We start from the raw sequence: 26,122 nt of genomic DNA on the forward strand, positions 1-26,122 counted from the left end.
AGTGAGATTAGAACCGGTGTCATTGGATGAACGGGTGGAATCGATCGATATTATGAGGGGCTTTGCATTACTCGGCATCCTTCTCATTAATATGCTGGCCTTCCATTCCCCGTTTTCCTATATAGATCCGTATACATGGTTTGATGGACCGGGAGATCAGGCGACATTCGCGTTTCTTGATATTTTCATTCAGGCAAGCTTTTATCCTTTATTCGCCATGCTGTTTGGTTATGGTTTGGGCATCCAATTTCTAAGAGCGGAGGCACGCAACAAATCTTTTGCCCCAATGGCTGTAAAAAGGCTGGCAGTGCTGCTCGTGTTTGGTATCCTTCACGCGTTTCTTATCTGGTTCGGGGACATCCTGATCACTTATGCGATTATGGGTTTTTTGCTGATCGGCATGATGCGCCTTGAGTCCAAATGGCTGCTGCGTCTGGGATTGCTTATTTATGCAATTCCGCAAGCGTTATTGCTGATGATCCTGTTCGCAGCAGTGGCAGCGGATTCAAGCTTCTATACAGGAATCCAGGAAGTCCAGGACTCCATTGCTGCATACGGAGGCGGCACATTTGCTGAAATTTTCCGGCAGCGTTTTGATGACTGGATGTATGGCAATAATGCGCTTAATTACATTGTGCTTACCGTTACCATTCTACCCTTCACCATGATCGGTGCAGCAGCTGCCAAATGGCGGCTGATAGAACGTGCCGATGAATTGAAGAAGTTGTGGATCGGGCTGGCGGTGGGCGGATTTGCACTGGGCCTGCTGCTGAAACTTATGCCATATATTATCGAACCCAATATCGCCATAACCTTTCTGCAGGACATTTTCGGAGGACCTCTGCTGGCAGTCGCTTATGCTGCGATTATTGCTTTAATCACCCGGCACGGTTCTGTGCCCCTGCTTCTGCGTCCGCTGGTTAAAGCCGGAAGAATGTCCTTGACTATCTATATCACCCAATCCCTGATAGCGACAACGATATTTTATTCGTATGGCTTAGGGCTTTACGGGCAGGTCAACCTTTTGACGGGCACCCTGCTTGGACTTGGCATTTTTGCTGTCCAATTGATTTTTGCCGAAATCTGGCTGTCGAAATTCAGCCAGGGTCCACTGGAAATGATTTGGAGAAAGCTTACTTATGGATTAAATTTCAAAAAAACAAACAAATCGAATTATTAATGTGTATAATTAATGGAACCAAAGAAAAGGAGTGTTTAATAAAATGAAGCTGTTATCATTTCGTTATGAAGGAAAAGAAGCATTCGGACCGAAAGTGAAAAAAGAAGAAGCCGTTTGGGATGTTTTGAAGATCCAACGTGAATTAGAAGTTCTTCCGTCTTTTCCGGCACAGCTGATTGAAGGAATATCGCAGGGCGTCGAATTCGTGGAGCAAATCCGCAAACTGGCGGATGCAGCAACAAATTCGGATAATCCAGCTGATTTCAAGCATTCTTTTTCAGATATCGAGTGGCTTGCACCAGTTCCAAGAACACCGAAAAATATTTTAGGCGTCGGCAGGAACTATTCTGAGCATGCCAAAGAAATGGGCGGAGACGGCGCCGGCGAACTCGTTGTATTTACAAAATCCCCGGCAACAATTGCGGCTGACCATGAAACAGTTCCCGTACACAGCAATTTGACGGAGGCCTATGATTACGAAGGGGAGCTTGCTATTGTCATCGGTAAAGGCGGCAGTTCAATTCCGAAGCAGATGGCTTATGACCACGTTTTTGGTTATACAATCGCCAATGACCTGACCGCACGGGACCTGCAATCCAAGCATCAGCAATATTTCCTTGGCAAAAGTCTGGTGAAATCCTGTCCGATGGGCCCTTATATCGTAACGAAAGATGAAATTCCACAATCGCAAAATCTGTCGATTGTTACAAAAGTGAATGAAGAAATCCGCCAAAACGGCAATACAAAAGATATGATCCGCCGAGTGGATGACATTATTTCGGAAATATCGAAATATACGCCGCTTGAACCGGGTGATGTCATTTTAACGGGGACACCTGCAGGCGTCGGAAAAGGATTTACTCCACCGAAATTCCTGAAAGCGGGCGACACGGTCAAAATTTCAATCGAATCCATCGGAACCCTCGTCACACATTTGTCATAGACCATGACTGCTGACACAGCATTAAGTTATGGTAGACTATAGGAGAACTATATTAAATGAGGTGACGATTTGGATTTTTTAACTGACACTACGCATTTGCACATCACGACCTGGGTCATTGCCCTTGTGCTGTTTTTGGCAGCGGCATTCATGGACCCGGCAAGCAAGGGACGCAAGATTGTACACATGACCCTGCGGTTGTTCTACATCCTGGTCATCATTACCGGCTTGACATTATTCATCGCTCATTCTTCTTTCGATGCAATGGAATACGGACTGAAGTTCCTGTTCGGCCTGTTGACCATTGGAATGATGGAAATGATATTGGTACGGGGCAAGAAGCAGAAGTCAGTCACTTTGTTCTGGATTCTGTTTGCAGTATTCCTGGTGGCGACAATGTTCTACGGCTTTAAATTGCCGATCGGTTTCAACTTCTTGGCTTAATACCAGAAAAACGGGTGTCCATTGGGCACTCGTCTTTTTTATTGTTCTTTTCCTTGTCCAGACTCCAGCGGCCCAGCTCTACGGGTCATAAGCCGGCTCAGCTGCGTGGCAAAAACCGCCACTTCGCTGCTCCGTCTAACCCCTTATTGCTCCTGCATCGCTGCGCTAGCTTCGTCGCAAAGAGATGGACCAAATTCCATTTGGTCCATCTCTTCGCTGCCGCTTTTCTATTGCATTCACAGTTTAGACGAAACTCGCAGCCCGCATCGCAAATTTCCTTCATTTTAAATAGCAGGCGGGTCGGGAGTTTGTTAAAATAGACCGAGTGGAAAGCAATAAACCTCATTGAAGGAGGGCATAGGATTGAAAGTTAAATGGATTTCCGGCATCTTGAGCGGCATGCTGCTGCTGAGTCTGAGCGCTCCAGCATCAGCCGAAGAAGCGAAAGAGTTGAAAGATGAAAGCATATACGATGTACTGGTTGACCGGTACTTCAATAAGCAGATCGAAAATGATTATGAAGTAACTGCAACAGATCCGGCAGAGTTTAACGGCGGGGATTTTGCTGGATTGGCCGATCAGATCATGCACATTAAGGATATGGGCTTTACGGTGCTGTCGATAGGACCGGTATTCGCAAGTGCTACATATGACGGCAGGGAAGTAATGGATTACAGCCAATTGGAGAGGCATTACGGGACACAAGAGGATTTCAATAATCTATTGGATACAGTTCACGACAACGATATGAAACTGATGATCGATATTCCAACACAATCCTTAAGCAGCCAGCATTTCTGGGTAAATGACCATCCAGACTGGTTTACTGAAAATGCTGACGGTACATTCGCATTGGATACTTCAAACCCTGACGCACAGTCAGCGTTGATCGAATTTGCCAGCGGTTTTGTCCAGCAATATGAAGTCGATGGGTTGAGGCTCCAGGAAACAGAGAAGCTGGATCCGGGCTTCATCACTGACTTTTCAGACGCCATCAAAGAAATAAGAGATATTTACCTCATCAGTGATGCGGAAATGGAGCCGGTTGATGGACTCGACGCGGTTGTGCTTCCGGGTGTCGAAGAAACTTTGCGGAACAGCTATAAAAATTTCGACCAGGATACATCGGGCCTGCCCGAGTTGATGGAAAATGCAGAAGGAAAGCTGATACAGGCAGATTCTCTGCGCGGGTCCCGGGTGACTTCCGATATAGTTGAAGTGAATGGTTTTCCCCCGACACGCATGCGTCTATTGTTCACCCAACTATTGACAATGCCTGGAATTCCAGTCGTTCAATATGGTTCGGAAATCGCCATGAATGGAGAACAGCTGCCCGAATCTCATCAATTATTGAATATGGCAGTGGAGCAGGAATTGATTGATCACATCAAGAATTTGAATACCTTGCGCAACTCCTCAGCGGCATTGCGTACGGGCGATCTGGAAGTGATTCATGAAGAAGATGGCTGGCTGATCTACAAGCGGTCAAATGACGAAGAGACCTGGATCATTGCCATCAATAATTCGTCCAGAACCAGAAATTACACTTTGCCTGCCGAAGTGGTGGGCAGTGATAAACAGCTTCAAGGCCTGTTCGAAAGTGATGTAGTGCGCCAGGAAACGGATGGCGGTTATAAAATCACATTGGACCGTGAAATTGGCGAGACCTTTCATGTGATTGATGAGCGCGGGTTCAATAAAGCATATATAGCCGCTTTGATCGTTCTGTATGTTGTCTTTATGCTTTTCCTCTGGATAGTTTGGAGAAAAGGGCGTCAGCGGAAAGCGGATGAAGCAGCCAAATCTACAAATGAAACTGAAGACTTAAAATAACTTTCAGGACAATATGCAACAAAACAAAAAGAACCGCCGGAGAAAAATCTCCGGCGGTTCTTTACTTTCTATTTATCCGCTTTATAACCAGCCATATTCACCGGGTCTTTCGGTGAAGAGTACGGGGGCGCATAGCAAAGTTCAAGCGCTTGCAGATCATCGATAGTCAGGCCTGCATAGATTGCAGTTGCAATTACATCAATGCGTTTATCAACGCCCTTTGTGCCCAGGCACTGGGCGCCGAAAATTTTTCTGCTGTCAGGATCGTAATGGATTTTCAGCTTCAGCTTTCCATGATCCGGGTAATAGCCGGCATTTGAATTGCCGTTATGCACGACAGATACCGATGAAATTTGAAGTGCACGTAGTGTATTTTCGTTCAAACCGGTCATGGCAACCGTCAAACTGAATATTTTTAATATGGAGGTGCCGAGCAGCCCTTTTTTTGGAATGGCTTCTCCATTGATATGCTTAGCGGCAATATATGCCTGGCGATGTGCCGGCCAGGCAAGGGGAACACGTTTCGGTTCACCGGTGACAAGGTCGAAGTTTTCGGATGCATCCCCGATTGCATAGATTGAGGGATCGACGGTCTGCATAAAATCATTTGTCACGATTCCGCCGGTTTTGCCGATTTCCAGCCCGGCATCTTTCGCCAGTCCGACATTCGGTGAAAGTCCAATGCTCATGATGATGAAATCGGTCTCCAGCACTTCGCCGGTGGAGAGGGTTTGGAACTGGTTGTCGATTTTGGTGATATAAGCTTTTGTCCGCAGGTGCACCTCGTTCAGCAACAATTCTTTTTCTATTTCCCGGGAAATATCTTCGTCCAGGATGGACATGATATAGTCGGATTTATGGACGAGGTGAACATCGATGCCCAGCTCTTTCAAGTTCTCGGCCATTTCGAGTCCGATGAAGCCGCCGCCGGAAATCGTGCAGCTTTGCGGCTTGTGCGATTGAATGTAGTCTTTTATGGCCAGCATGTCGTTATAGCTGCGGAGGGTGAAAATATCTGCAGTATCGCTGTCTTTGATTTCAGGAACGATGGCAGTGCCTCCGGGTGCCAGAATCAGCTTGTCGTAGCTTTCGAAAAACCGTTCGCCGGTATCGAGATTTTGGACCTGTATGCTTTTCATTTCGCGGTCAATGCCCATCACTTCATGCTTCAGATGGACTTCGATATTGCGTTTTTCTTTGAATTTTTCAGGGGTTGCCGCCAACAGGGATTCTTCATCCTCAATGACTTCGCCAATTGCATAAGGCGTACCGCATGCAGCATAGGACATGACAGAATCACGGTCAAATATTTTTATCACGGCATCTTTATTGTAGAAACGCAACTGGCCGGCTGCAGTGGCACCGCCGCCAACCGCTCCAACGATAATTATTTTTTCCATAAACTGAGCACCGCCTTAAGAGTTCAATTTGTTCGTAAAGAATACCGCAAGTGTGCCGGGACCTGTATGAGCAGCAATGACCGAACCGATCATATAAATTTCCACACTTTTCGGATGAAATTGTTCTTCGATGGCGTCTTTCATCCCTTTCGCAAACTCTTCATCATCACCGTGGCTGATGGCAATGATTTGTTTTTCGAGTTGTTCGCCCCGTTCTTCCATCAGCTCCACGATGCGCTTGATGACTTTTTTTCGGCCGCGCAATTTTTCAATCGGCACCAATTTCCCATTTTCCACGTGAAGCAAGGGCTTGATGTTCAATAGACCACCGACAAAAGCGCTGCCTTTTGAAATACGGCCGCCTTTCGCCATATAATCCAGATCTTCAACAGTGAAGAGGGATTCGGTATGTTCAGCCATAAAACGGACCCGCTCAATGATTTCTTTCAGAGGATGTCCCTGTGAACGGAGTTTAACCGCTTCTTTAACCAGCATTCCGTAGCCGAGAGAAGCGAGCTTAGAATCGAGCACAGTCAGCTTCAAATCCGGGTATTCTTCGCGGATTTGTTCAAAAGCCATCATGGCTGTACCATAAGTGCCTGATAGCTCAGATGAAAATGCGATATAAAAACCTTCTTCGCCGTCTTTTGCCAATTTTTCAAAAGCATTGAGCATTTCATCCGGCGACACCTGGGAAGTTTTTGGTCGGATATCGTTGCGGATCGCATCATAGACTTTTGATGAATGGATTGTCCGGATATCCTCGAATTCCTCGTTTTCGATATGGACCCGTAATGGGAACAGAACCACATTTTCTTTCTCAAAAAACTCTTTCGGTAAATCGGATGCACTGTCTGCGAATATTCTCATTTCAATCCTCCTGTTCTTATTTTAAATTTAAGCGGTCAATCAATAATTCTGCTATTCCATCTTCATTATTGCTCAAAGTGATTTCATTGGCTATGTTTTTCAACGGTGATATGGCATTTCCCATGGCAACACCGACACCGGCAAACTCGATCATCTCCAAATCATTGTCTTCATCTCCGAATGCAATGATGTTTTCTTTCCCGATGCCGAGTGATTTCGAGACCTGGTCCAGACCGACCGCTTTGCTGAGCCCGCTTTTGACAATCTCGATGACATGCCACGGCGCTCCCCATCTTCTATGGTCGATGACTTCGGCGTGCACCTGGTTTAAATGGTCGTGGATTTCCTCGACTTTTTCGAAGGGAGCATGGATGAGCATCGATGTAGGATCGACTTTCAAGTAATTGCGCAAATCCCCCGTGGTGATAAAGGGATTGCCGAATTTGAAGATATCCATCAATTTTTCATCGTGATGGTGGACATAGACGTCGTCCAGCACTTCAGCGACAATATTATGGAAATTAAAATCATGCATTGACTCCACAACTTCATGGACGGTTTCCAGTCCGATCGGTGTATGGAATCTTCCCCAGCCATTATCGATTGGGTGGTGGACAAATGCCCCGTTGAAATTGACGATCGGGGTATTCAAGCCCAGTTCTTTATAATAAGGTTCACTGGAACGGTAAGGGCGGCCGGTCGCAATCATGACATGATGGCCGTCTGCCATAGCTTTTGCCAGGGTCTTTTTCGTTTTATCAGAAATTATCTTCTGATCTGTCAATAAAGTTCCGTCCAAGTCGAGTACGATCAAATGCTGTTTCATTTAAAACGGCTCCTTTCTATCTATCTACAGTTTAGCGATAATATGAAGGGTTAGTCAAAAAATCTTGAGCCTGGGCATACGGGGAAAGATGGATTGGTGAAAGCTTTTTCTTTGAATTCCTGATTGCCGGCATCTTATTGGAAGTGCAGACGTCTTATTGTTGCTGAATCCATATTATATGAAAAAGAGGAAAAATATTGATAAGATTAATAAAAAGGGGGTAAGCAATACGTGAGAATTCAAAAGGAAGTATGGCATGATATCCCGTTGCTTCATGTATTTCCCGAGGGCGCAGCAGACAAAAAGCTTCCGGCCGTCATTTTTCTGCATGGGCATATGAGTGCTAAGGAACATAACCTGCATTATGCCTATCAGCTTGCCGATAAAGGACTCCGGGTTTTCCTGCCTGATGCGCATCTTCATGGCGAAAGAGAAGAAGGGCAGGATGCAATCCAGCTGAGTCTGCGGTTCTGGGAAATCGTCTTGACTTCGATTGAAGAAATCGGGATTATACATAAAATTGCGCAAAGCAAACAATTGGTTGACGGGGAACCGGCGGTGGCGGGAACTTCGATGGGGGGCATCACCACTCTTGGAGCATTGACCGTCTATCCCTGGATCCCCTCTGCCGCAGTGATGATGGGGGCGGCAAATTATGTTGAGCTGGCGACCGCACAGATGACCCAGTTCGAATCCCGTGGATTCACGCTGCCGATTACGGACGAGGAGCGCACCAATATGCTGGGAACGCTTGCACAATTTGACGGGACAAAAAAATTGGAGCGTTTCAATAAACGGCCCATACTTTTCTGGCACGGGGAACAGGATATCATTGTGCCTTTCGGGCCGACTTATAATTTTTACAAACAACTGAAAGCCGCTTACGGCGATGCAGAGGAAAAGCTGAAGTTTATCCGGGAACAGGAAACCGGACACGCTGTCAGCCGTCCGGGAATGCTTGCTGCAACGGAATGGCTGACGGTGAATTTACGGAAATAAGCTTGTCAATTTCATTTCATCACAAATTTTGTTAAGATGGCATTAATAGAAAAAAGGAGGAATCGTCATGGATCAGGAAATGAAAGACAGCATGATGGGCGCGCTTGAAACAGTAATCGACCCGGAACTGGGTGTTGATATCGTAAATTTGGGCCTTGTATATGATGTTGAGGTATCAGAAGACGGATTTGCAGTGGTAACAATGACTTTGACTTCGATGGGTTGTCCAATGGGCCCCCAAATCGTGCAAATGGTCAAAACTGCACTTTACGAATTGCCGGAAGTGGAAGAAGTCGATGTAAAAATCGTCTGGCAGCCGGTTTGGGGCAAAGAGCACATGTCAAGATACGCAAAAATGGCGCTTGGCGTCAGATAAACAAAAAACCCCTTTTTGGAAGAAAACTTCCAAAAAGGGGTTTTTTTATGGAGCCGGGAAGTTGCATCCAGCTGGAATGTTTTCTATAATGTAATTAGTCAAAGAAGGTCAAATAAAATCAGGAGGGATTACTGTGATGCAATTCACTGCCAATAATGAAGAACAGAAAACGCCGTTGGAACAGTACGGCCGCAATATGGTTGAACAGGCGCAATCCGGTAAAGCCGATCCGGTCATCGGACGTGATGAGGAGATCCGGAATGTAATCCGGATCCTGTCACGGAAAACGAAAAACAATCCGGTTCTCATCGGGGAACCGGGGGTCGGGAAAACTGCGATTGTGGAAGGCCTGGCACAGCGAATTGTCCGGAATGATGTCCCGGAAGGCTTGAAGGACAGGGTCATCTACGAACTTGATATGAGCGCGCTGATTGCAGGAGCAAAATACCGCGGAGAATTTGAAGAGCGTCTGAAAGCAGTCCTGAAGCAAGTAAAAGACAGCGAAGGGCAAATCATTCTTTTCATTGATGAAATCCATACGATAGTCGGTGCCGGCAAAACGGAAGGTGCGATGGATGCAGGCAATATGCTGAAGCCGATGCTGGCACGCGGGGAATTGTATTGCATCGGGGCCACCACCCTGGATGAGTACCGGATGCATATCGAAAAGGATGCCGCCCTCGAGAGACGGTTCCAGCAGGTGATGGTCCGAGAGCCTTCTGTAGAAGATACAGTGTCCATATTGCGTGGCCTGAAAGAGCGCTTTGAGCTTCACCACGCTGTGCGGATCCATGACCGCGCGATTGTTGCAGCCGCCGCGATGTCAGACCGGTACATCACGGAACGCTTCCTGCCGGACAAGGCGATCGACCTGATCGACGAAGCCTGTGCGATGATCCGGACGGAAATCGATTCGATGCCGCAGGAGCTTGACCAGGTGACGCGCCGCCTTATGCAGTTGGAAATTGAAGAGCAGGCGCTGATGAAAGAAAAAGACGCCGCCAGCAAATCACGTCTTGAAACATTGCGAACAGAAATCAAGGAATTGAAGGATTCTTCTTCCGGGATGAAAAATCAGTGGACAGAAGAAAAAGAATCGTTAAAAGGAATACAGGAAAAGCGTGAGCAGCTGGACCAATTGCGCCGGAAGCTCGATGAAGCCGAGAACAATTATGATTTGAACGCCGCAGCCGTTCTTCGCCACGGACAAATTCCGGAGCTGGAAAAACAACTGGCGGTTCTTGAAGAGGAACTGGCAGCGGGCGGAGCTGAAAGGCTGCTCCGGGAAGAAGTCACGGAAGAGGAAATTGCAGGCATCGTCGCCCGGTGGACCGGCATACCGGTGAAAAAACTCGTAGAAGGCGAACGCGAAAAACTTCTGCGGCTTGATGAAACCCTTAAAGAACGGGTTATCGGGCAGGACAAAGCGGTTGCACTGGTGACAGAAGCGGTTTGGCGTGCGCGTGCGGGCATAAAAGATGAAAGAAAACCGATCGGTTCTTTCATCTTCCTTGGACCGACCGGCGTCGGAAAAACGGAGCTCGCCAAATCCCTGGCTGCAAATCTGTTTGATTCGGAAGATCATTTTATCCGGATCGACATGTCGGAATACATGGAAAAACACAGTGTCTCTCGTTTAGTCGGAGCTCCTCCGGGTTATATCGGCTATGAAGAAGGCGGCCAATTGACAGAAGCAGTCAGAAGAAATCCATATTCCGTAGTGCTGCTTGACGAAATCGAAAAAGCGCATCCGGATGTAGCGAATATCCTGCTGCAGATTCTTGATGACGGACGGATTACCGACAGCCAGGGACGCCTTGTCAATTTCGCGAATACGGTGGTCATTATGACTTCCAATATCGGTTCTGCCCATATAACGGAAAAAAATACAGAACATGATATCGAAGACATTGTGATGGCGGAATTGCGGAAGCATTTCAAGCCCGAACTGTTGAACCGCATCGACGACATCGTCATTTTCCATTCGTTGGACAACAGCCATTTCTACCGGATTACGAAGAAAATGATCAATGAGCTTGCAGAACGTCTGCGCCAGCAGGAGATTATATTGGAGGCCGATGATTCGGTCATCAATTGGGTTCTCGAGGCCGGAACCGATGCGCTGTTCGGGGCCAGACCCCTCAAGCGTTTTATCCAGCGCGAAATTGAAACGAAAATTGCCCGCGAATTGATCAAGGGTGATATACTGCCGAATACGACCATTCTCCTTGAGATGGATGCTGACAACCAATTGAACATCACAAAAAAAGAAGCGTAGGCCATGGTGGCCTGCGCTTCTTTTTTTGTCCAGACTCCAGTGGCCTGGCTCTTCGGGTCATAAGTCAACCCAGTTGCGTGACAAAGAACGTCGCTTCACTGGTTTACCTTATGCCTTTCAGAGCTTAACAGGCACTGTCGCTTTTCGTTATTAATGCTTTTCTGGAGCCGGGGATTCCGGAATGATTGAAGAAATGATGAAGACCAGAATGGCGACAACCACTGAGATGTATACTCCCAGCATAAAATTAAAATCTACGTTCTGTACAGCACTGACGACGTAATTCAATAACGAAATCAATAGGAATGACCAGAAAAAAGTTCCGATAAATTGCATCTGTTTTCACCTCTGCATAATAATGTCTAGTCTAATAATAGCATAGCTTCATGTCTGCAGAAAGAAAGTTTCATCATTCTTGAATATTTTTGTCGGAAATATGTCGACAACTTGAAAATCCATGAACAATGACGTATTATTAACACCAGGTACTAAACATCCAAAGCAAGCTGAAATGAGGGAAGTTCAATGAATGCTGGCATACTCGGAATAGGCAGATGCCTACCGGAAAAAATCATGACGAATTTTGAACTGGAGCAACGGCTGGATACTTCTGACGAATGGATCCGCACGATGACTGGTATAGAAGAACGACGTATAGCGGAAAACGATCAAGATACATCGCACATGGCACGCGAAGCTGCACAGAAGGCGATTGAAGACGCGGGCATCGACCCTGCCGAAATCGGATTGATCCTTGTTGCAACGGTGACGGGCGATCAGCCGTTTCCTTCGATGTCCACCGTCATACAGCAGGAAATCGGGGCTGTCAATGCAGCTGCGATGGATATATCTGCAGCGTGCGCGGGCTTTATGTATGGCGTCGTAACAGCAAAACAATTTATCGATTCAGATGTTTATAAATATGTGTTGGTTGTCGGAGTGGAAAAACTCTCGAAAATCACTGACTGGGAAGACCGCAACACCGCTGTTCTTTTCGGCGATGGTGCAGGCGCGGCAGTGCTCGGTAAAGTTTCCGAAGGACGGGGCATCCTGTCGTTTGAACTTGGTGCAGACGGAAGCGGCGGCAAGCATTTGTATCAGGATGATTATTTGCGAATGAACGGGCGCGAAGTTTTTAAATTTGCAGTCCGCCAAATGGGCGAGTCCGCCGTCAACGTAATCGAAAAGGCCGGCCTGAATAAGGAAGACGTTGACTTTTTAATTCCGCACCAGGCCAATATCCGGATCATGGAAGCATCCAGGCAGCGGCTTGAGCTTCCGGTCGAAAAAATGTCGAAAACCATCCATAAATACGGCAACACATCAGCTGCTTCCATTCCGATTTCACTCGTCGAAGACGTGGAAGAAGGCAGAATCAAAGACGATGATTTACTCGTCATGGTTGGATTCGGCGGAGGCTTGACGTGGGGTGCCATTGCAATGCGATGGGGCAAATAATCAGGAATGCGAAAGGACAGATTATAATGACGAATCGTCGTGTAGTAATTACAGGAATTGGAGCGGTCACACCGCTTGGAAACAATATAGAAAGCACTTGGGAAGCTGTGAAAGAAGGCAAGTCAGGTGTGGGCCCGCTCACGCGCTTGAATCCGGATGATTATCCGGCAAAGATTGCTGCCGAAGTAAAAGATTTCTCCATAGAAGATTATATCGAAAAGAAAGAAGCCAGAAAAATGGACCGCTTTACGCATTATGCGCTGGCAGCGTCCATCATGGCGATGAAAGACTCCGGGCTTGAACTGGATGAAAAGACCGCTTTGCGCACCGGTGTCTGGATCGGTTCCGGCATAGGCGGCATGGAAACGATTGAAAATCAGATGAATGTGTTGAATACACGTGGCGTTCGACGTATCAGCCCGTTTTTAATCCCGATGATCATTCCGGATATGGCTTCCGGCCAGGTTTCGATATATTTTGGTGCCAAAGGCATTAATTCCTGTTCAGTAACTGCCTGTGCTTCCGGAACAAACTCGATCGGCGATGCATTCCGTGTCATTCAGCGAGGGGATGCTGATGCAATGATATCCGGTGGAGCAGAAGCACCGATTACGCAATTGGCTGTGGCAGGATTTACGGCGAATACGGCATTGACGACAAACGAAGATGCCAATACCGCTTCCAAACCTTTTGATAAAAATCGCGACGGTTTTGTTATCGGCGAAGGCGCGGGCATCGTTATTCTTGAAGAATACGAGCACGCCAAATCGCGCGGGGCTAAAATTTACGCGGAAATCGTGGGCTACGGTTCAACCGGGGATGCCCATCACATAACGGCTCCTGCCCCAGGTGGAGAGGGCGCAGCGCGGGCCATGGATCAGGCGTTGGAAGATGGCGGCGTCGAAAAGGCTTCTGTCGGCTACATCAACGCACACGGCACAAGCACCCCCTACAACGACTTATTTGAAACGATGGCGGTGAAAACCGTATTTGGCGACCATGCCTATAATCTGGGCATGAGCTCGACAAAATCCATGACCGGCCACCTTCTGGGGGCGGCAGGCGGCATCGAAGCGATTTTTACAGCGCTTGCTTTGAAAGAAGGCATCATGCCACCGACCATAAACTATGAAACGGCTGATGAGGAATGCGATCTGGATTATGTGCCGAACAAAGCCAGAAAAGCGGACTTTACCTATGCCATGAGCAACTCATTAGGCTTTGGCGGTCATAACGCGTCACTTGTCTTTAAAAAATACGAATAAATATTGCATCCTGCATTTTTTGCAGGATGTTTTTTTTTTTGACCACAATATCGTGTTTTTTTATAAAAACTTTTTTTATTTTTCAGACAAGAAAATGCAGTAATAACAAGGAAAATTCCCCTTATATGATCATGAATTGACAATATATTTTTAAAATTACAAAAAAGATATTGATTATGTAATGTTTTTGTAATAAACTTTAAAAAACTTGAATTAACAGAAAAAAAAGAATTTTGAGGTGTTACCATGACAGCCAAAAATGCATTACATACACAAACACCGCTTTTACAGGTTGAAAATCTTCAAACAGGTTTTAAAATCGACGGTGACTTCTTTAATGCAGTGGAAGGCGTCTCGTTTGAAGTCAAGCGCAAGCAAATTGTCGGAGTTGTAGGGGAATCGGGTTGCGGTAAGAGCGTCATGTCGCTGTCGATCATGCAATTGCTGCCGACTGGCATCGGAAAAATTCGCGGAGGCGAAGTGAAATTCGAAGGGGAGAACATTTCCAGCTTATCGGATAAAAAGATGAACAGCATCCGCGGGAAAGACATTTCGATGATTTTCCAGGAACCGATGACTTCTTTGAATCCTGTATTTACCATCGGGTACCAAATCGAAGAAGTTATTCTGAACCACGAGAAAATTTCGAAAAAGCAGGCACGCCTCCGTTCTGTTGCGTTGTTGAAAAGTGTGGGAATTCCCCGCGCCGATAAAATTGTGGAAGAATATCCGCATCAATTATCAGGCGGTATGCGCCAGCGGGTGATGATTGCGATGGCAATCGCCTGCCAGCCGAAACTGCTGATTGCGGATGAGCCGACAACGGCATTGGACGTTACGGTTCAGGCGCAGATTCTGGATTTGCTGAAGGGCATCCAGGAAGCCAACGATATGGCGATTATTTTGATCACCCATGATTTGGGTGTCGTTGCTGAAATTTGTGACGAAGTGCTGGTGATGTATGCCGGCAAGATAGTGGAAAAATCAAATGTTGATGAACTGTTCAATAATCCGAAGCATCCATACACCGATTTGCTGATGAAAGCCATTCCGAAAATGGATGAAGATGTTGAAGTGTTGGCTACCATCGAAGGATTGGTGCCTTCGGTCATGAATATGCCGGAAGTGGGCTGCCGCTTCGCCAACCGCTGTCCTGCAGCCATGCCGGAATGCCTGACTGTGACCCCGAAGCTCGGTAAAGTCGCCATGAATCACGAAGCTGCTTGTCTACTCTACGATGAGAGCTGGCCGGCGGATGTAAAACCTCAAAGAGAAGGAGCGTCCATGGCATGACAACAAGAGATTTTATGCAGGATCGAATTGACAGCCTCGAGAACCGGGATGTGCTTCTCGAAGTTCAGAATCTTAAAACATATTATCCGGTTACCGGCGGTTTTTTCAAACGGACTGTCGGTCATGTAAAAGCGGTAGATGATGTTTCGTTCACCATCCGTAAAGGCGAGACACTTGGTCTTGTTGGTGAATCGGGCTGCGGCAAGTCGACAACCGGTAGAACCATTCTCAGGTTGCTGAAGCCGACAGACGGCCAAATTCTTTTTGAAGGAAAAGAAATTACGAAAGTTTCAGGGGCCAAACTTCAAAAGGCCCGCCGTGATTTCCAGATGGTTTTCCAGGATCCTTACGCCAGCCTCAATCCGATGCAGATGGTCGGCGATATTATCGCTGAACCGATTCTGAATTATGAGAAGCGCAACAGGAAAGAGCTGGAGCAGGAAATAAAATCTTTACTGACCAGGGTTGGACTGCCGGAAGCGGCATATTATAAATACGCTCACGAATTTTCGGGCGGCCAGCGTCAACGCATCGGAATTGCCCGGGCACTAGCGTTGAATCCAAAATTGATTGTGGCAGATGAGCCGGTTTCGGCGCTTGATGTGTCTGTTCAGTCGCAAGTACTCAATCTGCTGAAGGAATTGCAGATTGAATTCGATCTTACTTACTTGTTTATTGCGCATGATCTCAGCGTAGTAAAACATATGAGTGATCGGATAGGAGTAATGTATTTGGGCAGTCTCGTTGAGGTTGCTTCAAATAGAGATTTGTACAAGGAGCCGCTCCACCCTTATACACAAGCCCTGATTTCTGCGATTCCAGAACCGAATACCGCGATCAAGAAAAAACGGATTGTGCTTGAAGGAGATGTGCCGAGTCCACAAAATCCGCCAACCGGCTGCCCGTTCCATACGCGCTGCCCGATGGCAATGGAAGTCTGTTCGAAAGAAAAGCCTCCATTGAAAGAAGTGCGTCCCGGCCATCACGTTGCCTGCGTCTTGTATTGATCAAAAAAAATTTTATAGGGGGAACATCATGAAAAAGAACAAATCATTATTTTGGCTGTTCGCACTGATTCTTGTCTTATCTGCATTTCTTGCAGCATGCGGTGGAGATGACAGCAGCACAGCCACAGAAGATCCAAAGGAAAAAGAAACAGAAGCCGATACAGAAGATGCAACAGAAGGCGAGCCTCAAACAGGCGGAACTTTGGTTTACGGCATCGATGCTCCACCTGAAGGATTATTCTCATCTGCCTTCTACGGCATTGCCACTGATGCTGAAGTAATCGATCTTTTTGATGAGCCATTAATTAATTACAACGAAAACCTGGAACCTGTTCCAAACGTTGCTTCGTGGGAAACTGAAGACAATAAAGCCTTCACTTTTACATTTGAAGAAGGCGTTAAATGGCATAACGGCGAAGAACTTACAGTCAACGACTGGGTGTTCGCTTTAGAAACAATTGCTGACCCGGACTATGATGGTCCCCGTTACACGAATGTTCAAACAATCGAAGGCGCTGAAGCGTTCCGCGCTGGAGAAGCGGATTCCATTTCCGGAATCGAAGTTGTAAGCGACTACGAAATCAAAATCACTTTTGACGAAGCTCGTGTAAACAACTTGACGAACCTGTGGGCATATCCTCTTCCGGAATCAGTTCTGGGCGATGTGCCAGTTGCTGAAATGGCTTCTTCTGAATGGGTCATCACAACTCCTATCGGTATCGGGCCTTTCAAAGTTGATAAAATCGTCCAAGGTGAATCTGTTGAATTAACTAAATTCGACGAGTACTGGAACGGCGATGTGAATCTGGACAAAATCGTATTGCGTGTTATCGACAACTCTTCTGTAGTCGGCGCTTTGCAAAACGGCGATGTTGACATGATCTCTCTTCAACCGGTTTCAGGACCGGAAGTTGAGCCTTTGGAAAATGTTGAAGTAATCACTTATCCTGGCCTTTCTTACTATTATGTAGGAATCAAGCTTGGTAAATTCGATAACGAATCACAAACAATTGTTGAAGAAAATCCTAAATACCAGGACAAACAGCTTCGCCAGGCGATGATGTACGCTCTTAACCGCCAGGAATGGGTTGATGCATTCTTCTTCGGTTACGCAAATGTTGTAAATGCTCCGGTACCAAGTTCCCACTGGAATGCAGCTGACAACAGCGAATTGAACACATACGAATACGATCCAGAAAAAGCAAAAACTTTACTTGATGAAGCAGGATATGTAGATCAGAATGATGATGGTTTCCGTGAAGATCCAAACGGTGACGAATTCGTCGTGAAATTCTCACACTACGCAACCGGCAACCCGACTTTCGAGTCACGCGCGCAAGCGATCACTCAATACTGGGAAGCAGTTGGCATCAAATCAGAATTGGAAATGGTAGAAGTTAACCTTTATTACGAAATGGTTGAAAAAGATGATCCATCAATCGAAACATTCTTTGGCGGATGGGGAACTGGAGCAGATCCGGATCCTTCAGGCCTATGGAAAGCCGATCAGCTTTGGAACTACCCGCGTTACAATAACCCTGAAGCAGACCAATTGCTTGATGACGCTCTGGACATCGAAATCGTTGGAACTGACCAGGCTAAACGTGCTGAATTGTATGTTGAATGGCAAAAAATTGTAAACGAAGATGTTCCTATGCTTTACATTGCTGAACTGGAAGAGATTGTTGCTTTGAACAACCGTGTAGGCGGAGTTGAATATGACGTATCCGGTCAGAACAGCCCGGCAGAATGGTTTGTAACTGAATAAGACTGGTAAAACCTTCAACGATGGGCTATTGCAGCCCATCGTTGAAAAATTATATAGGGCTCTTATGCACGGTAAGGGACGTTTGGCACAAATAATTCTTACCGTGCCGAAGAGTGCAGCAGAGAACTTTACAGACAAGGAGAGTATAAATGCTTAAATATACTATTAGAAGATTGCTCGGAATGATACCTATGCTCATCCTGATTTCGATCGTCGTGTTTTCGCTGGCTAAGCTTATGCCCGGCGATTCATTGAGCGGTGAGATTGATCCGAATAACACCGACCCGCAATACATTGCTGAAATGCGTGAAAAGTTGGGATACAATGAACCGCTGCCAGTACAATATTTCAATTGGATAACCGGGTTCGTACAAGGGGATTTCGGAAAGTCGACGAAATACAAACGACCGGCTTTCGATGTGATTATGGAAAAAGTTCCCAATACGCTTTTTTTGGGCGTCATGTCGCTGATCATAACCTATATCCTGGCATTCATGATGGGCATGTATTCCGGCCGAAAACCTTATACTCTTGGAGATAACGCCATTGCCGGCATCAATTACATAATGCTTGCCATACCATCATTTGTTGCTGCCGTATTTGCCATATACTTTTTTGCTTTCAATCTCAATTGGTTCCCATTTGGTGGATCGGTGGATATTTTAGTTGAAACCGGTTCTGCAGAATATTACCTCAGCCGGCTGCATCACGTGCTGCTTCCGGCACTTGTCCTGGGAGCTATGAGTACAGCTTCATACACCCAATTCCTGCGGAACGATATCATAGAAAACTCACGTAAGGACTTTGTGCGTACGGCAAGAGCCAAAGGGACTCCCATGAAAAAAATATATAATATCCACATTTTACGAAACTCGATCATTCCATTGGTGACTTTCCTTGGATTCGATTTTGCCGCATTGATCGGTGGAGCCATTATCACAGAAACGATCTTTACATACCCGGGCATCGGAATGCTGTTCCTGGATTCTGTTACGACCCGTGACTATCCGACGCTGATGGCTTTGACGATGTTATTGTCGTTCCTGACATTGGCAGGTAATTTAATCGCAGACTTACTGTACGGAGTCGTGGATCCACGAATCCGTCTGGAATAGGGAGGAAGCAGAATTGGCATCATCTAATACGTTAACCCAGCAACAGAAGCCGGAACGCAGTTTGTCACCATGGCAGATTGCGCGTAAAAAATTCCTTCATAATAAATTGGCAATGATCAGTACAGTTTTTATATTCATCGTAACAGCGTTATCTTTCGCAGCACCATTTCTCGCGCCTTTTTTATCACCGATCCCGGATGTATCCCGGGTAAATATCGGCTCCATGAACATCCCCCCAAATGGGGAACATATTCTTGGAACCGATAAAAGTGGGCGCGATGTATTAACCCGTCTGTTCTACGGCGGGCGAATCTCATTGCTTGTCGGATTCAGTGCAACTTTGATGGTCATCACTCTCGGTACCCTGGTAGGATCAATTGCAGGATTCTTCGGTGGACTTGTAGACAATATCCTGATGCGGTTTACAGATTTTGTCCTCAACTTTCCTTTTCTTGTTTTTGTAATCGTGTTGAATACAATTCTGCGTGACACGATTGACGGGGTTTCAGTACTGATTCTTGTAATTGGCGTTCTGAGCTGGGGCGGAGTTGCACGACTCGTGCGAAGCAAAGTGCTGGCTGAAAAAGAGAACGAATATGTTCTTGCCGCCTTATCAATCGGTTGCTCACCTTTTAAAGTTATTCGCAAGCATCTGCTTCCGAACGTCATGTCGACTATCATCGTTCAGGCAACATTGATCTTTGCCAGTATGATTGTGGTGGAATCCGCGCTCAGCTATTTGGGCTTTGGAGTTCCCCAGTCGGTACCAAGCTGGGGGAATATGCTGTCTTCGGCCAATGAACCGGATGTGCTGCAGGGCAAACCATGGATATGGATGCCGCCGGCACTCATTCTGACATTAACTATCCTGTCCATAAACTTTATCGGGGAAGGTTTGAAAGACGCATTGAACCCTAAATCGCTTAGATAGAAAAAAGTTCCGCACAAATTTTGTGCGGAACTTTTTTATGTTTGCTGAGAAAGAAACATGTAAAACGCTAGCTTCGGGACATGAAAGGGCGTTGCGCCGCTGCGCTGCTTCGTCGCTTCGTCGCAAAGACTTGCCCTCGCAGGCTTCGGTCAACTCTTCATTGTCGCTTTTCGATGTCCAGACTCCAGCGGCCCAGCTCTTCGGGTCATAAGCCGGCTCAGCTGCGTGGCCAAAACCGCCACTTCGCTGATCCGTCTTATGCCTGTCAGAGCTTAACGGACGCGGTCGCTTTTCTAGCTTTTCTGCCAAGGCCCATGCCGTTTTCCATTTTTTTGAGTGTTTTGTTTGCAATGCGGGCAGCTTTTTCCGCGCCTTCATCCAGTATTCGGTCCAGCTCATCCGAATCGACCAGTTTGGCGTACCGTTCCTGGATAGGAGCGAGATGGTCTGTCACAGCTTTTGCCACAGAGGCTTTAAAGTCACCATAACCGGCGCCGTCGTACTTGGCAGTAAGTTCCTCGATTGAAGCACCAGTCAGCGCAGCTTCGATTGTCAGCAGGTTGGAAACGCCGGGCTTATTGATTGGATCATAAAGGACGATGCCTTCTGAATCCGTCACGGCACTTTTGATTTTCTTCTCGATGGTCTTTAAATCGTCAAGAAGGGTGATGATGGCCTTTTTATTGGCATCCGACTTGCTCATCTTCTTGGTGGGATCCTGCAGTGACATAATGCGTGCGCCATGTTTCGGAATCCGTATTTCCGGAATAGTGAGAACATCGTTATATTTTTTGTTGAAGCGTTCTGCAAGGTCCCGTGTCAACTCGATGTGCTGCTTCTGGTCATCGCCCACAGGGACAATATTCGTCTGATACAGCAGGATATCCGCCGCCATCAAAGGAGGGTAAGTCAGAAGCCCGGCAGAGACCGACACGTTTTTCAAAGATTTGTCTTTGTATTGGGTCATCCGCTCAAGTTCGCCGATAGTCGCGATGCATTGCAGCATCCAGCCGGCCTGGGCGTGCGCAGGAACTTCCGATTGGATAAAGAGCGTTACTTTTTCGGGGTTGATTCCGACAGCCAGATAGAGGGCTGCCAATGCTTTAATATTTTTACGCAGCTCGAGCCTGTCCTGTGGCATCGTGATGGCGTGCTGGTCTACGATACAAAAAATGCAATCGTACTCTTCCTGGAGCTCTGTGAATTGTTTGAAGGCTCCGATATAATTGCCCAGTGTTACGGTTCCTGTCGGCTGAACGCCTGAAAAAATTCGGTTCATCTGCAAATTCCTCCTTAAAATAAGAAAAGAATAAGTGCCCATGTAAATTCGAATGGACTAACTTTAGCTTTCCTTTTCGTTCAATTAAAAAAAACACAGCAAGCATCCCTGCAAAGGGACGAAGCTGTGTTTCCGTGGTACCACCCTAGTTGCCGTTTCCGGCCACTCTTCTTCATAACGTGAAGATCACGGAGCGGCCTACTGTTGAAGTTCACCCGCTCAGCTCGAAAGTCCATTCAATGCATGCCTCCATCTGTTCTCACCGGCCACAGACTCTCTATTATAGAAGGAAATGCATTTACTCCTCTTTCTCGACGCCATATATATTGTTTTTATTATAGTACAACAAAGAAAGACTTTGCAATATTATAATTCGTATATCAGCAAGGAAATGACCATTAAAAGAATGGTTATTATGCCAATGATCAGCAGGGGAGCACCAGAAAATGGAATGACCTCGGATGGCAACCGCATCTCGTCATCTTCCAACGTGCTTTTCCGGCGATAAAATTTCCGCATGCTCATCGAAAATATATCGAAAGCGCCGGTCTGAACTACAAAGATCCAGGCGCCGAAGAAAACAAGAATGCCTCCGTAAACAAATGATGTATCAATGTAGGCCAAAAGTGATAAGTCTTCTGGACGAATAAAGATGGTCAGAAAAATAAGGACCTGAACGAGTAAAATCCACACGATTATTTTTTTCAATATTGCACGCTCCTCTAGATGATTGTAAAAGGAAACGGGAAAAAAATCAAAAAAAAATAAAAATATTATCTTGAAATTACTCTATTGAAAACGCTTACAAATCCCACAATCGCGCGATATATCCTGTAATAATTGTCACACTGTTATTATAATCCACTTTAAAATATGAAAAAAACTCTGTACAAGGTAAAAAGAATATGTATAATTAACATTGTACCAATTTTTCAGAAAATTTAAGGGGGTCACCTAAGTGAAGAACAGCAAGCTATTTTGGCTACTTGGCCTAGTTCTTGTTCTTAGCATCTTCCTAGCTGCATGTGGCGGCGGAGACGATACTACGGACGGAACTGAAGAAGAAACACCAGAAGAAACACCAGAAGAAACTCCTGAAGACGGAGAATCTGAAGAAGCTGCATCAGGCGAGCCTGACGCAGACCAAGTTTTAAACCTAGTTGAAGGTGCAGAGATTCCAGGAATGGATTCAGCTACTGCTGAAGATGCTGTCGCATTCAATCTTTTGAATAACGTTAATGAAGGTTTATTCCGTTTAAACCAGGACAACGTTGCTGAACCTGCACTAGCTGAAAGCGAGCCTGAAGTTTCTGAAGACGGCTTGACTTATACATTCACGTTACGTGATGCTAACTGGTCGGATGGTACACCGATTACAGCACAGGATTTCGAATTTGCATGGAAACGCGCGCTGGACCCTGAAGTAGGATCTCCTTATGGTCCATACATGATGGCTGGCACGATCAAAGGCGCTACTGAAGTATCAGAAGGCGCTGACCCATCAGAACTTGGTGTTGTTGCAGAAGACGACAAAACTCTAGTGGTTACACTTGAGCGTCCAACTCCTTACTTCATGTCTTTGATGGCTTTCGGAACTTTCTATCCACAGAACGAAGAATTCGTTACTGAAGCTGGCGGCGATTACGCTTCCAACTCTGATAACTTGCTTTACAACGGTCCATTCATGCTTACAAACTGGGATGGCACTGGCTTGACTTGGACAATGGAGAAAAACCCTGAGTACTGGGATGCTGACACAGTTCAACTTGATACTATCAACGTTGACGTTGTTAAAGAAACATCTACAGCTCTAAACCTTTACCAATCTGGCGAGAAAGACCGCGCTGGACTTTCTGGTGAGTTCGCAATGCAATATGCTGACGATCCTGAAGTTGTAAGAGAACTTGAACCAGTATTGTTCTACTTGAAATTCAACCAAGAACGCAACGGTGAAGAAACACCACTTGCAAACGAAAACATCCGTAAAGCGATTTCTATGGCTTTCAACAAACAAGACCTTGTTGAAGTAGTATTGGCTAACGGTTCACTACCTGCAAACTACCTTGTACCAACTGAGTTCACTTTCAATGAAGACACAGAAGATTTCCGTGATATCAACGGCGACTTGACTGGCTTCGATGCTGAACAAGCACAAGAATTCTGGGCTACTGGTCTGGAAGAAATTGGCGAAACTGAAGTAACACTTGAACTACTTGGCGGCGACAGCGAATTGGCTGGTAAAATGGACGCTTACTTGAAAGAGCAAATGGAAACTAACCTTGAAGGTTTGACTGTAAACCTGAAAGCTGTACCATTTGGTGTTCGTCTTGAACTTGACGAAGCACAGGACTATGACATGCAAAACTCTGGTTGGGGCCCTGATTACCAGGATCCAATGACTTTCATTGATTTGTTCGTAACAGGAGCTTCACACAACTTGATGTCTTATTCTAACGAAGAATTCGACAGCTTGGTTGAACAGGCTAAAGGCGAATTGGCTCAAGATCCTGCAGCTCGCTGGGAAGCTATGGCTGAAGCTGAAAGAATCCTGATTGAAGACGATGCAGCTATCGCACCGATTTATCAGCGTGCTACAATGACTCTTCAAAAACCATATGTATATGATATTGTCGCTCACCCATTCGGTGGAGATTTCAGTTACAAATGGGCTTACATTTCAGGCAAAGAATAATTTAATCTGAAGCCACGGTTTTAAAACCAAATAGATGGAGAGTATATCGCTACTTTAGCTTGATATACTCTCTTTTCTAATGTAGGAAAGTTCACCGAAAATTAACTCTTTTCTGCTAAAATTGAAAAAAATAAGTTTTTGTTTTCATAATGAAACGGAACTTATATAATAGAGGTATTCTATTTTGGAGGTGCAACATGGCAAGATATATTGGCAAACGTATAATTTACATGGTGATTACATTGGCGTTGATTGCCACATTCACTTTTTTCTTGATGAAGATACTACCAGGTTCCCCTATCGCTTCCGCAGATAAATTATCTCCAGAACAAAGGGCAGTCGTAGAAGCAAGGTACGGTCTGGACCGTCCCCTTCCAGTTCAATATTTCGAATATATGTTCGGCCTAGTACAAGGTGACCTAGGAATTTCGATTAACCAGTTTAAAGGTGCGGAAGTGACAGATGTTATCCTTAGCCGGATGGGTCCGTCAGCACAAATCGGTTTCCAGGGCATGCTTTTAGGTACTGCAATAGGTATTCTGCTGGGAATGATTGCGGCTTTAAGGCAAAACACATGGGTTGATTATTCCAGCACAATTGTTGCGATTATCGGGATTTCAATACCGTCCTTCGTATTTGCATCCATGCTCCAATATTCACTCGGGTTGAAACTTGGGTGGTTCCCGGTTGCACTGTGGAAAGACGGCTTCATGTCCAGTGTCCTTCCCTCCATCGCATTGGCAATGTTCCCGTTGGCTACTGCAGCCCGCTTTATCAGAACAGAAATGATCGAAGTTTTAGGCTCCGATTATATTACACTTGCCAAAGCAAAAGGTGCGAGCGGCTCTGAAATCGCTTTCAAACACGCTTTCAGAAATGCATTGATTCCATTGATCACGGTTCTTGGGCCAATGGCTGTCGCAATTTTGACTGGATCATTGGTGGTTGAGCAAATTTTCGCGATTCCAGGAATTGGTGAACAATTTGTTAAGTCGATCATGGTAAGTGATTTCTCTATTATCATGGGTACTACAATCTTCTTCTCAGTATTTTTGATCCTAGTAATTCTAATTGTGGATATAATGTACGGGATAATTGATCCTCGTATCCGTCTTTCAGGAGGTAAGAGTTAATGACTCAAAACTATGAAAATCTGCCTCAAGGATCTTTTGACAGAATACCAAGAGATACCGAACAGGCAGAACGTATTTCAAAGCCGAGTGTCAGCTTTTGGCAGGACGCTTGGCGCAGACTCAAAAAGAACAAAGGCGCAATTTTCAGTCTGATCCTTTTCGGACTGATTGTTATTATGGCATTGCTCGGACCGGTTATCAGCCCGTATGAACCCAACGACCAGACGATTACACACGCCAATCTTCCACCGAAAATCCCTGTAATTGAGAACTTGGGAATTTTCAACGGAGTTGGTACATTGGGTGGTAAAGAGATCGATTTGTATGAAATGAAAAATGTCGAACAAAATTACTGGTTCGGCACCGACGGCCTGGGCCGCGATATGTTCTCGCGTGTCTGGAAAGGTACACAAGTATCACTGTTCATCGCTTTTGCAGCAGCTGCAATTGATATGCTGATCGGTGTAATCTACGGAGGTATTTCAGGATACTTCGGCGGACGCGTTGATGATGTCATGCAGCGTATTGTGGAAATTTTGACAGGTATACCAAACCTGGTAGTTGTTATTCTTTTCATCATGATCATGGATCCGGGGATTCTGGCCATAATCATCGCACTGACCATAACCGGTTGGACCGGTATGTCACGGGTTGTCCGTGGACAGGTACTTAAATATAAATCTCAGGAATTCGTTTTGGCTGCCCGTACACTTGGAGCATCCGACGGCCGAATCATCTGGAAGCATTTAATGCCAAACGTATTGGGTGTAATCATCATCAATACGATGTTCACTATTCCCGGTGCTATATTCTTTGAAGCTTTCCTAAGCTTTATCGGACTGGGGCTGCAGGCACCAGATGCTTCTCTTGGTACACTCATTAATGATGGTTATAAATTGATTCAGTATCAGCCGCATATCTTGGCGATTCCGGCATTTGTATTGAGTTTGATCATGATTGCGTTCAACTTGATCGGTGATGGACTGCGCGATGCCCTCGATCCTAAGATGAAAGATTAAGGAGGAAAGCCGA

23 protein-coding genes and 1 other annotated feature are annotated in these 26,122 nt (G+C 45.9%); of the genes, 17 read left to right on the plus strand and 6 right to left on the minus strand.

Annotated features, from left to right (window positions below):
• Position 1: 1 nt before the first annotated feature.
• The 4 genes from DIJ65_RS00370 (at position 2) to DIJ65_RS00385 (ending at position 4,400) form a co-directional block, all read left to right on the plus strand.
• Complete coding sequence (locus DIJ65_RS00370; RefSeq protein WP_117299767.1) at positions 2-1,180, plus strand: DUF418 domain-containing protein; 1,179 nt, start codon at positions 2-4, stop codon at positions 1,178-1,180.
• A 43-nt stretch (positions 1,181-1,223) separates the two neighbouring features.
• The gene (locus tag DIJ65_RS00375; RefSeq protein WP_117299765.1) at positions 1,224-2,123 is read left to right on the plus strand and encodes a fumarylacetoacetate hydrolase family protein; all 900 of its coding nucleotides are present in this window, start codon (positions 1,224-1,226) and stop codon (positions 2,121-2,123) included.
• Positions 2,124-2,192: 69 nt separating this feature from the next.
• Positions 2,193-2,567, plus strand: a complete 375-nt coding sequence (locus tag DIJ65_RS00380) for a YisL family protein (protein ID WP_117299763.1) — start codon at positions 2,193-2,195, stop codon at positions 2,565-2,567.
• Positions 2,568-2,930: 363 nt separating this feature from the next.
• On the plus strand, positions 2,931-4,400 hold the full coding sequence (locus DIJ65_RS00385) for an alpha-amylase family glycosyl hydrolase (RefSeq protein WP_117299761.1): 1,470 nt from the start codon (positions 2,931-2,933) through the stop codon (positions 4,398-4,400).
• Positions 4,401-4,468: 68 nt separating this feature from the next.
• On the opposite strand, the gene DIJ65_RS00390 is transcribed toward DIJ65_RS00385, so the two are convergent.
• Genes DIJ65_RS00390 through DIJ65_RS00400 form a run of 3 tightly spaced genes read right to left on the minus strand, consistent with a single transcriptional unit; the run spans position 4,469 to position 7,496 of the window.
• On the minus strand, positions 4,469-5,800 hold the full coding sequence (locus DIJ65_RS00390; RefSeq protein WP_117299759.1) for a CoA-disulfide reductase: 1,332 nt from the start codon (positions 5,798-5,800) through the stop codon (positions 4,469-4,471).
• Positions 5,801-5,815: 15 nt separating this feature from the next.
• Positions 5,816-6,670: a DegV family protein gene (locus tag DIJ65_RS00395; RefSeq protein WP_117299758.1), complete on the minus strand. Its 855-nt coding sequence runs from the start codon at positions 6,668-6,670 to the stop codon at positions 5,816-5,818.
• Between the two features lie 16 nt (positions 6,671-6,686).
• Complete coding sequence (locus DIJ65_RS00400) at positions 6,687-7,496, minus strand: Cof-type HAD-IIB family hydrolase (protein WP_117299756.1); 810 nt, start codon at positions 7,494-7,496, stop codon at positions 6,687-6,689.
• 231 nt (positions 7,497-7,727) lie between these two features.
• Between DIJ65_RS00400 and DIJ65_RS00405 the strand changes: the two genes are divergently transcribed.
• The 3 genes from DIJ65_RS00405 (at position 7,728) to DIJ65_RS00415 (ending at position 11,149) form a co-directional block, all read left to right on the plus strand.
• Positions 7,728-8,495, plus strand: coding sequence for a prolyl oligopeptidase family serine peptidase (locus DIJ65_RS00405; RefSeq protein ID WP_117299754.1), 768 nt, complete (start codon positions 7,728-7,730; stop codon positions 8,493-8,495).
• Between the two features lie 67 nt (positions 8,496-8,562).
• The gene (locus tag DIJ65_RS00410) at positions 8,563-8,871 is read left to right on the plus strand and encodes a metal-sulfur cluster assembly factor (RefSeq protein ID WP_117299752.1); all 309 of its coding nucleotides are present in this window, start codon (positions 8,563-8,565) and stop codon (positions 8,869-8,871) included.
• A gap of 136 nt (positions 8,872-9,007) precedes the next feature.
• On the plus strand, positions 9,008-11,149 hold the full coding sequence (locus tag DIJ65_RS00415; RefSeq protein ID WP_117299751.1) for an ATP-dependent Clp protease ATP-binding subunit: 2,142 nt from the start codon (positions 9,008-9,010) through the stop codon (positions 11,147-11,149).
• A gap of 150 nt (positions 11,150-11,299) precedes the next feature.
• On the opposite strand, the gene DIJ65_RS00420 is transcribed toward DIJ65_RS00415, so the two are convergent.
• On the minus strand, positions 11,300-11,485 hold the full coding sequence (locus DIJ65_RS00420) for a YjzD family protein (protein WP_117299749.1): 186 nt from the start codon (positions 11,483-11,485) through the stop codon (positions 11,300-11,302).
• 189 nt (positions 11,486-11,674) lie between these two features.
• Between DIJ65_RS00420 and DIJ65_RS00425 the strand changes: the two genes are divergently transcribed.
• The 7 genes from DIJ65_RS00425 to opp4C all read left to right on the plus strand — a co-directional run bounded on the left by DIJ65_RS00425 (position 11,675) and on the right by opp4C (position 19,986).
• Positions 11,675-12,607 (plus strand): beta-ketoacyl-ACP synthase III, encoded by a 933-nt coding sequence (locus tag DIJ65_RS00425; protein WP_117299747.1) that lies wholly within the window; start codon positions 11,675-11,677, stop codon positions 12,605-12,607.
• 26 nt (positions 12,608-12,633) lie between these two features.
• Positions 12,634-13,872 carry a beta-ketoacyl-ACP synthase II gene (gene fabF, locus DIJ65_RS00430; RefSeq protein WP_117299869.1) on the plus strand — a complete coding sequence of 413 codons (1,239 nt, stop codon included), beginning with the start codon at positions 12,634-12,636 and terminating at the stop codon, positions 13,870-13,872.
• Between the two features lie 246 nt (positions 13,873-14,118).
• Positions 14,119-15,165, plus strand: a complete 1,047-nt coding sequence (locus tag DIJ65_RS00435; RefSeq protein WP_117299746.1) for an ABC transporter ATP-binding protein — start codon at positions 14,119-14,121, stop codon at positions 15,163-15,165.
• A complete protein-coding gene (locus tag DIJ65_RS00440; RefSeq protein ID WP_117299744.1) occupies positions 15,162-16,172 on the plus strand; it encodes an ABC transporter ATP-binding protein in 1,011 nt (336 codons plus the stop codon). Before DIJ65_RS00435 ends, DIJ65_RS00440 begins: the two co-directional genes overlap by 4 nt.
• A 28-nt stretch (positions 16,173-16,200) precedes the next feature.
• Positions 16,201-17,940 carry an oligopeptide ABC transporter substrate-binding protein gene (opp4A, locus tag DIJ65_RS00445; protein WP_117299743.1) on the plus strand — a complete coding sequence of 580 codons (1,740 nt, stop codon included), beginning with the start codon at positions 16,201-16,203 and terminating at the stop codon, positions 17,938-17,940.
• 149 nt (positions 17,941-18,089) lie between these two features.
• Positions 18,090-19,055, plus strand: coding sequence for an oligopeptide ABC transporter permease (opp4B, locus tag DIJ65_RS00450; RefSeq protein WP_117299741.1), 966 nt, complete (start codon positions 18,090-18,092; stop codon positions 19,053-19,055).
• 13 nt (positions 19,056-19,068) lie between these two features.
• Positions 19,069-19,986, plus strand: coding sequence for an oligopeptide ABC transporter permease (gene opp4C / locus DIJ65_RS00455; protein ID WP_230321278.1), 918 nt, complete (start codon positions 19,069-19,071; stop codon positions 19,984-19,986).
• Positions 19,987-20,251: 265 nt separating this feature from the next.
• On the opposite strand, the gene trpS is transcribed toward opp4C, so the two are convergent.
• Together trpS and DIJ65_RS00465 are read right to left on the minus strand one after the other, a co-directional pair.
• Positions 20,252-21,265, minus strand: coding sequence for a tryptophan--tRNA ligase (gene trpS, locus DIJ65_RS00460; RefSeq protein WP_117299738.1), 1,014 nt, complete (start codon positions 21,263-21,265; stop codon positions 20,252-20,254).
• Between the two features lie 111 nt (positions 21,266-21,376).
• Positions 21,377-21,589: a binding site (T-box leader), on the minus strand.
• Positions 21,590-21,631: 42 nt separating this feature from the next.
• Positions 21,632-21,973, minus strand: a complete 342-nt coding sequence (locus tag DIJ65_RS00465; protein ID WP_117299737.1) for a DUF3899 domain-containing protein — start codon at positions 21,971-21,973, stop codon at positions 21,632-21,634.
• A gap of 250 nt (positions 21,974-22,223) precedes the next feature.
• On the opposite strand from DIJ65_RS00465, the gene DIJ65_RS00470 reads away from it, so the two are divergent.
• The 3 genes from DIJ65_RS00470 (at position 22,224) to opp3C (ending at position 26,109) form a co-directional block, all read left to right on the plus strand.
• On the plus strand, positions 22,224-23,957 hold the full coding sequence (locus tag DIJ65_RS00470) for a peptide ABC transporter substrate-binding protein (RefSeq protein ID WP_117299735.1): 1,734 nt from the start codon (positions 22,224-22,226) through the stop codon (positions 23,955-23,957).
• Between the two features lie 197 nt (positions 23,958-24,154).
• Positions 24,155-25,090 carry an oligopeptide ABC transporter permease gene (gene opp3b, locus DIJ65_RS00475; protein ID WP_117299733.1) on the plus strand — a complete coding sequence of 312 codons (936 nt, stop codon included), beginning with the start codon at positions 24,155-24,157 and terminating at the stop codon, positions 25,088-25,090.
• Positions 25,090-26,109 (plus strand): oligopeptide ABC transporter permease, encoded by a 1,020-nt coding sequence (gene opp3C, locus DIJ65_RS00480; protein ID WP_117299731.1) that lies wholly within the window; start codon positions 25,090-25,092, stop codon positions 26,107-26,109. The genes opp3b and opp3C overlap by 1 nt, the downstream gene beginning before the upstream one ends.
• Positions 26,110-26,122: the final 13 nt, after the last annotated feature.

The sequence above is a fragment of the Planococcus salinarum genome, assembly GCF_007004625.1.
GTDB classification, from domain to species: Bacteria; Bacillota; Bacilli; order Bacillales_A; family Planococcaceae; genus Planococcus; species Planococcus salinarum.

What these genes read in the sequence shown, in the direction of transcription:
- opp3b (WP_117299733.1), top strand. Translation starts at nt 24,155, where the DNA reads ATGGCAAGATATATTGGCAAACGTATAATTTACATGGTGATTACATTG.
- opp4B (WP_117299741.1), top strand. Translation starts at nt 18,090, where the DNA reads ATGCTTAAATATACTATTAGAAGATTGCTCGGAATGATACCTATGCTC.
- DIJ65_RS00440 (WP_117299744.1), top strand. Translation starts at nt 15,162, where the DNA reads ATGACAACAAGAGATTTTATGCAGGATCGAATTGACAGCCTCGAGAAC.
- DIJ65_RS00415 (WP_117299751.1), top strand. Translation starts at nt 9,008, where the DNA reads ATGCAATTCACTGCCAATAATGAAGAACAGAAAACGCCGTTGGAACAG.
- DIJ65_RS00395 (WP_117299758.1), bottom strand. Translation starts at nt 6,670, where the DNA reads ATGAGAATATTCGCAGACAGTGCATCCGATTTACCGAAAGAGTTTTTT.
- DIJ65_RS00390 (WP_117299759.1), bottom strand. Translation starts at nt 5,800, where the DNA reads ATGGAAAAAATAATTATCGTTGGAGCGGTTGGCGGCGGTGCCACTGCA.
- DIJ65_RS00435 (WP_117299746.1), top strand. Translation starts at nt 14,119, where the DNA reads ATGACAGCCAAAAATGCATTACATACACAAACACCGCTTTTACAGGTT.
- fabF (WP_117299869.1), top strand. Translation starts at nt 12,634, where the DNA reads ATGACGAATCGTCGTGTAGTAATTACAGGAATTGGAGCGGTCACACCG.
- opp4A (WP_117299743.1), top strand. Translation starts at nt 16,201, where the DNA reads ATGAAAAAGAACAAATCATTATTTTGGCTGTTCGCACTGATTCTTGTC.
- DIJ65_RS00400 (WP_117299756.1), bottom strand. Translation starts at nt 7,496, where the DNA reads ATGAAACAGCATTTGATCGTACTCGACTTGGACGGAACTTTATTGACA.
- opp3C (WP_117299731.1), top strand. Translation starts at nt 25,090, where the DNA reads ATGACTCAAAACTATGAAAATCTGCCTCAAGGATCTTTTGACAGAATA.
- trpS (WP_117299738.1), bottom strand. Translation starts at nt 21,265, where the DNA reads ATGAACCGAATTTTTTCAGGCGTTCAGCCGACAGGAACCGTAACACTG.
- DIJ65_RS00410 (WP_117299752.1), top strand. Translation starts at nt 8,563, where the DNA reads ATGGATCAGGAAATGAAAGACAGCATGATGGGCGCGCTTGAAACAGTA.
- DIJ65_RS00425 (WP_117299747.1), top strand. Translation starts at nt 11,675, where the DNA reads ATGAATGCTGGCATACTCGGAATAGGCAGATGCCTACCGGAAAAAATC.
- DIJ65_RS00420 (WP_117299749.1), bottom strand. Translation starts at nt 11,485, where the DNA reads ATGCAATTTATCGGAACTTTTTTCTGGTCATTCCTATTGATTTCGTTA.
- DIJ65_RS00375 (WP_117299765.1), top strand. Translation starts at nt 1,224, where the DNA reads ATGAAGCTGTTATCATTTCGTTATGAAGGAAAAGAAGCATTCGGACCG.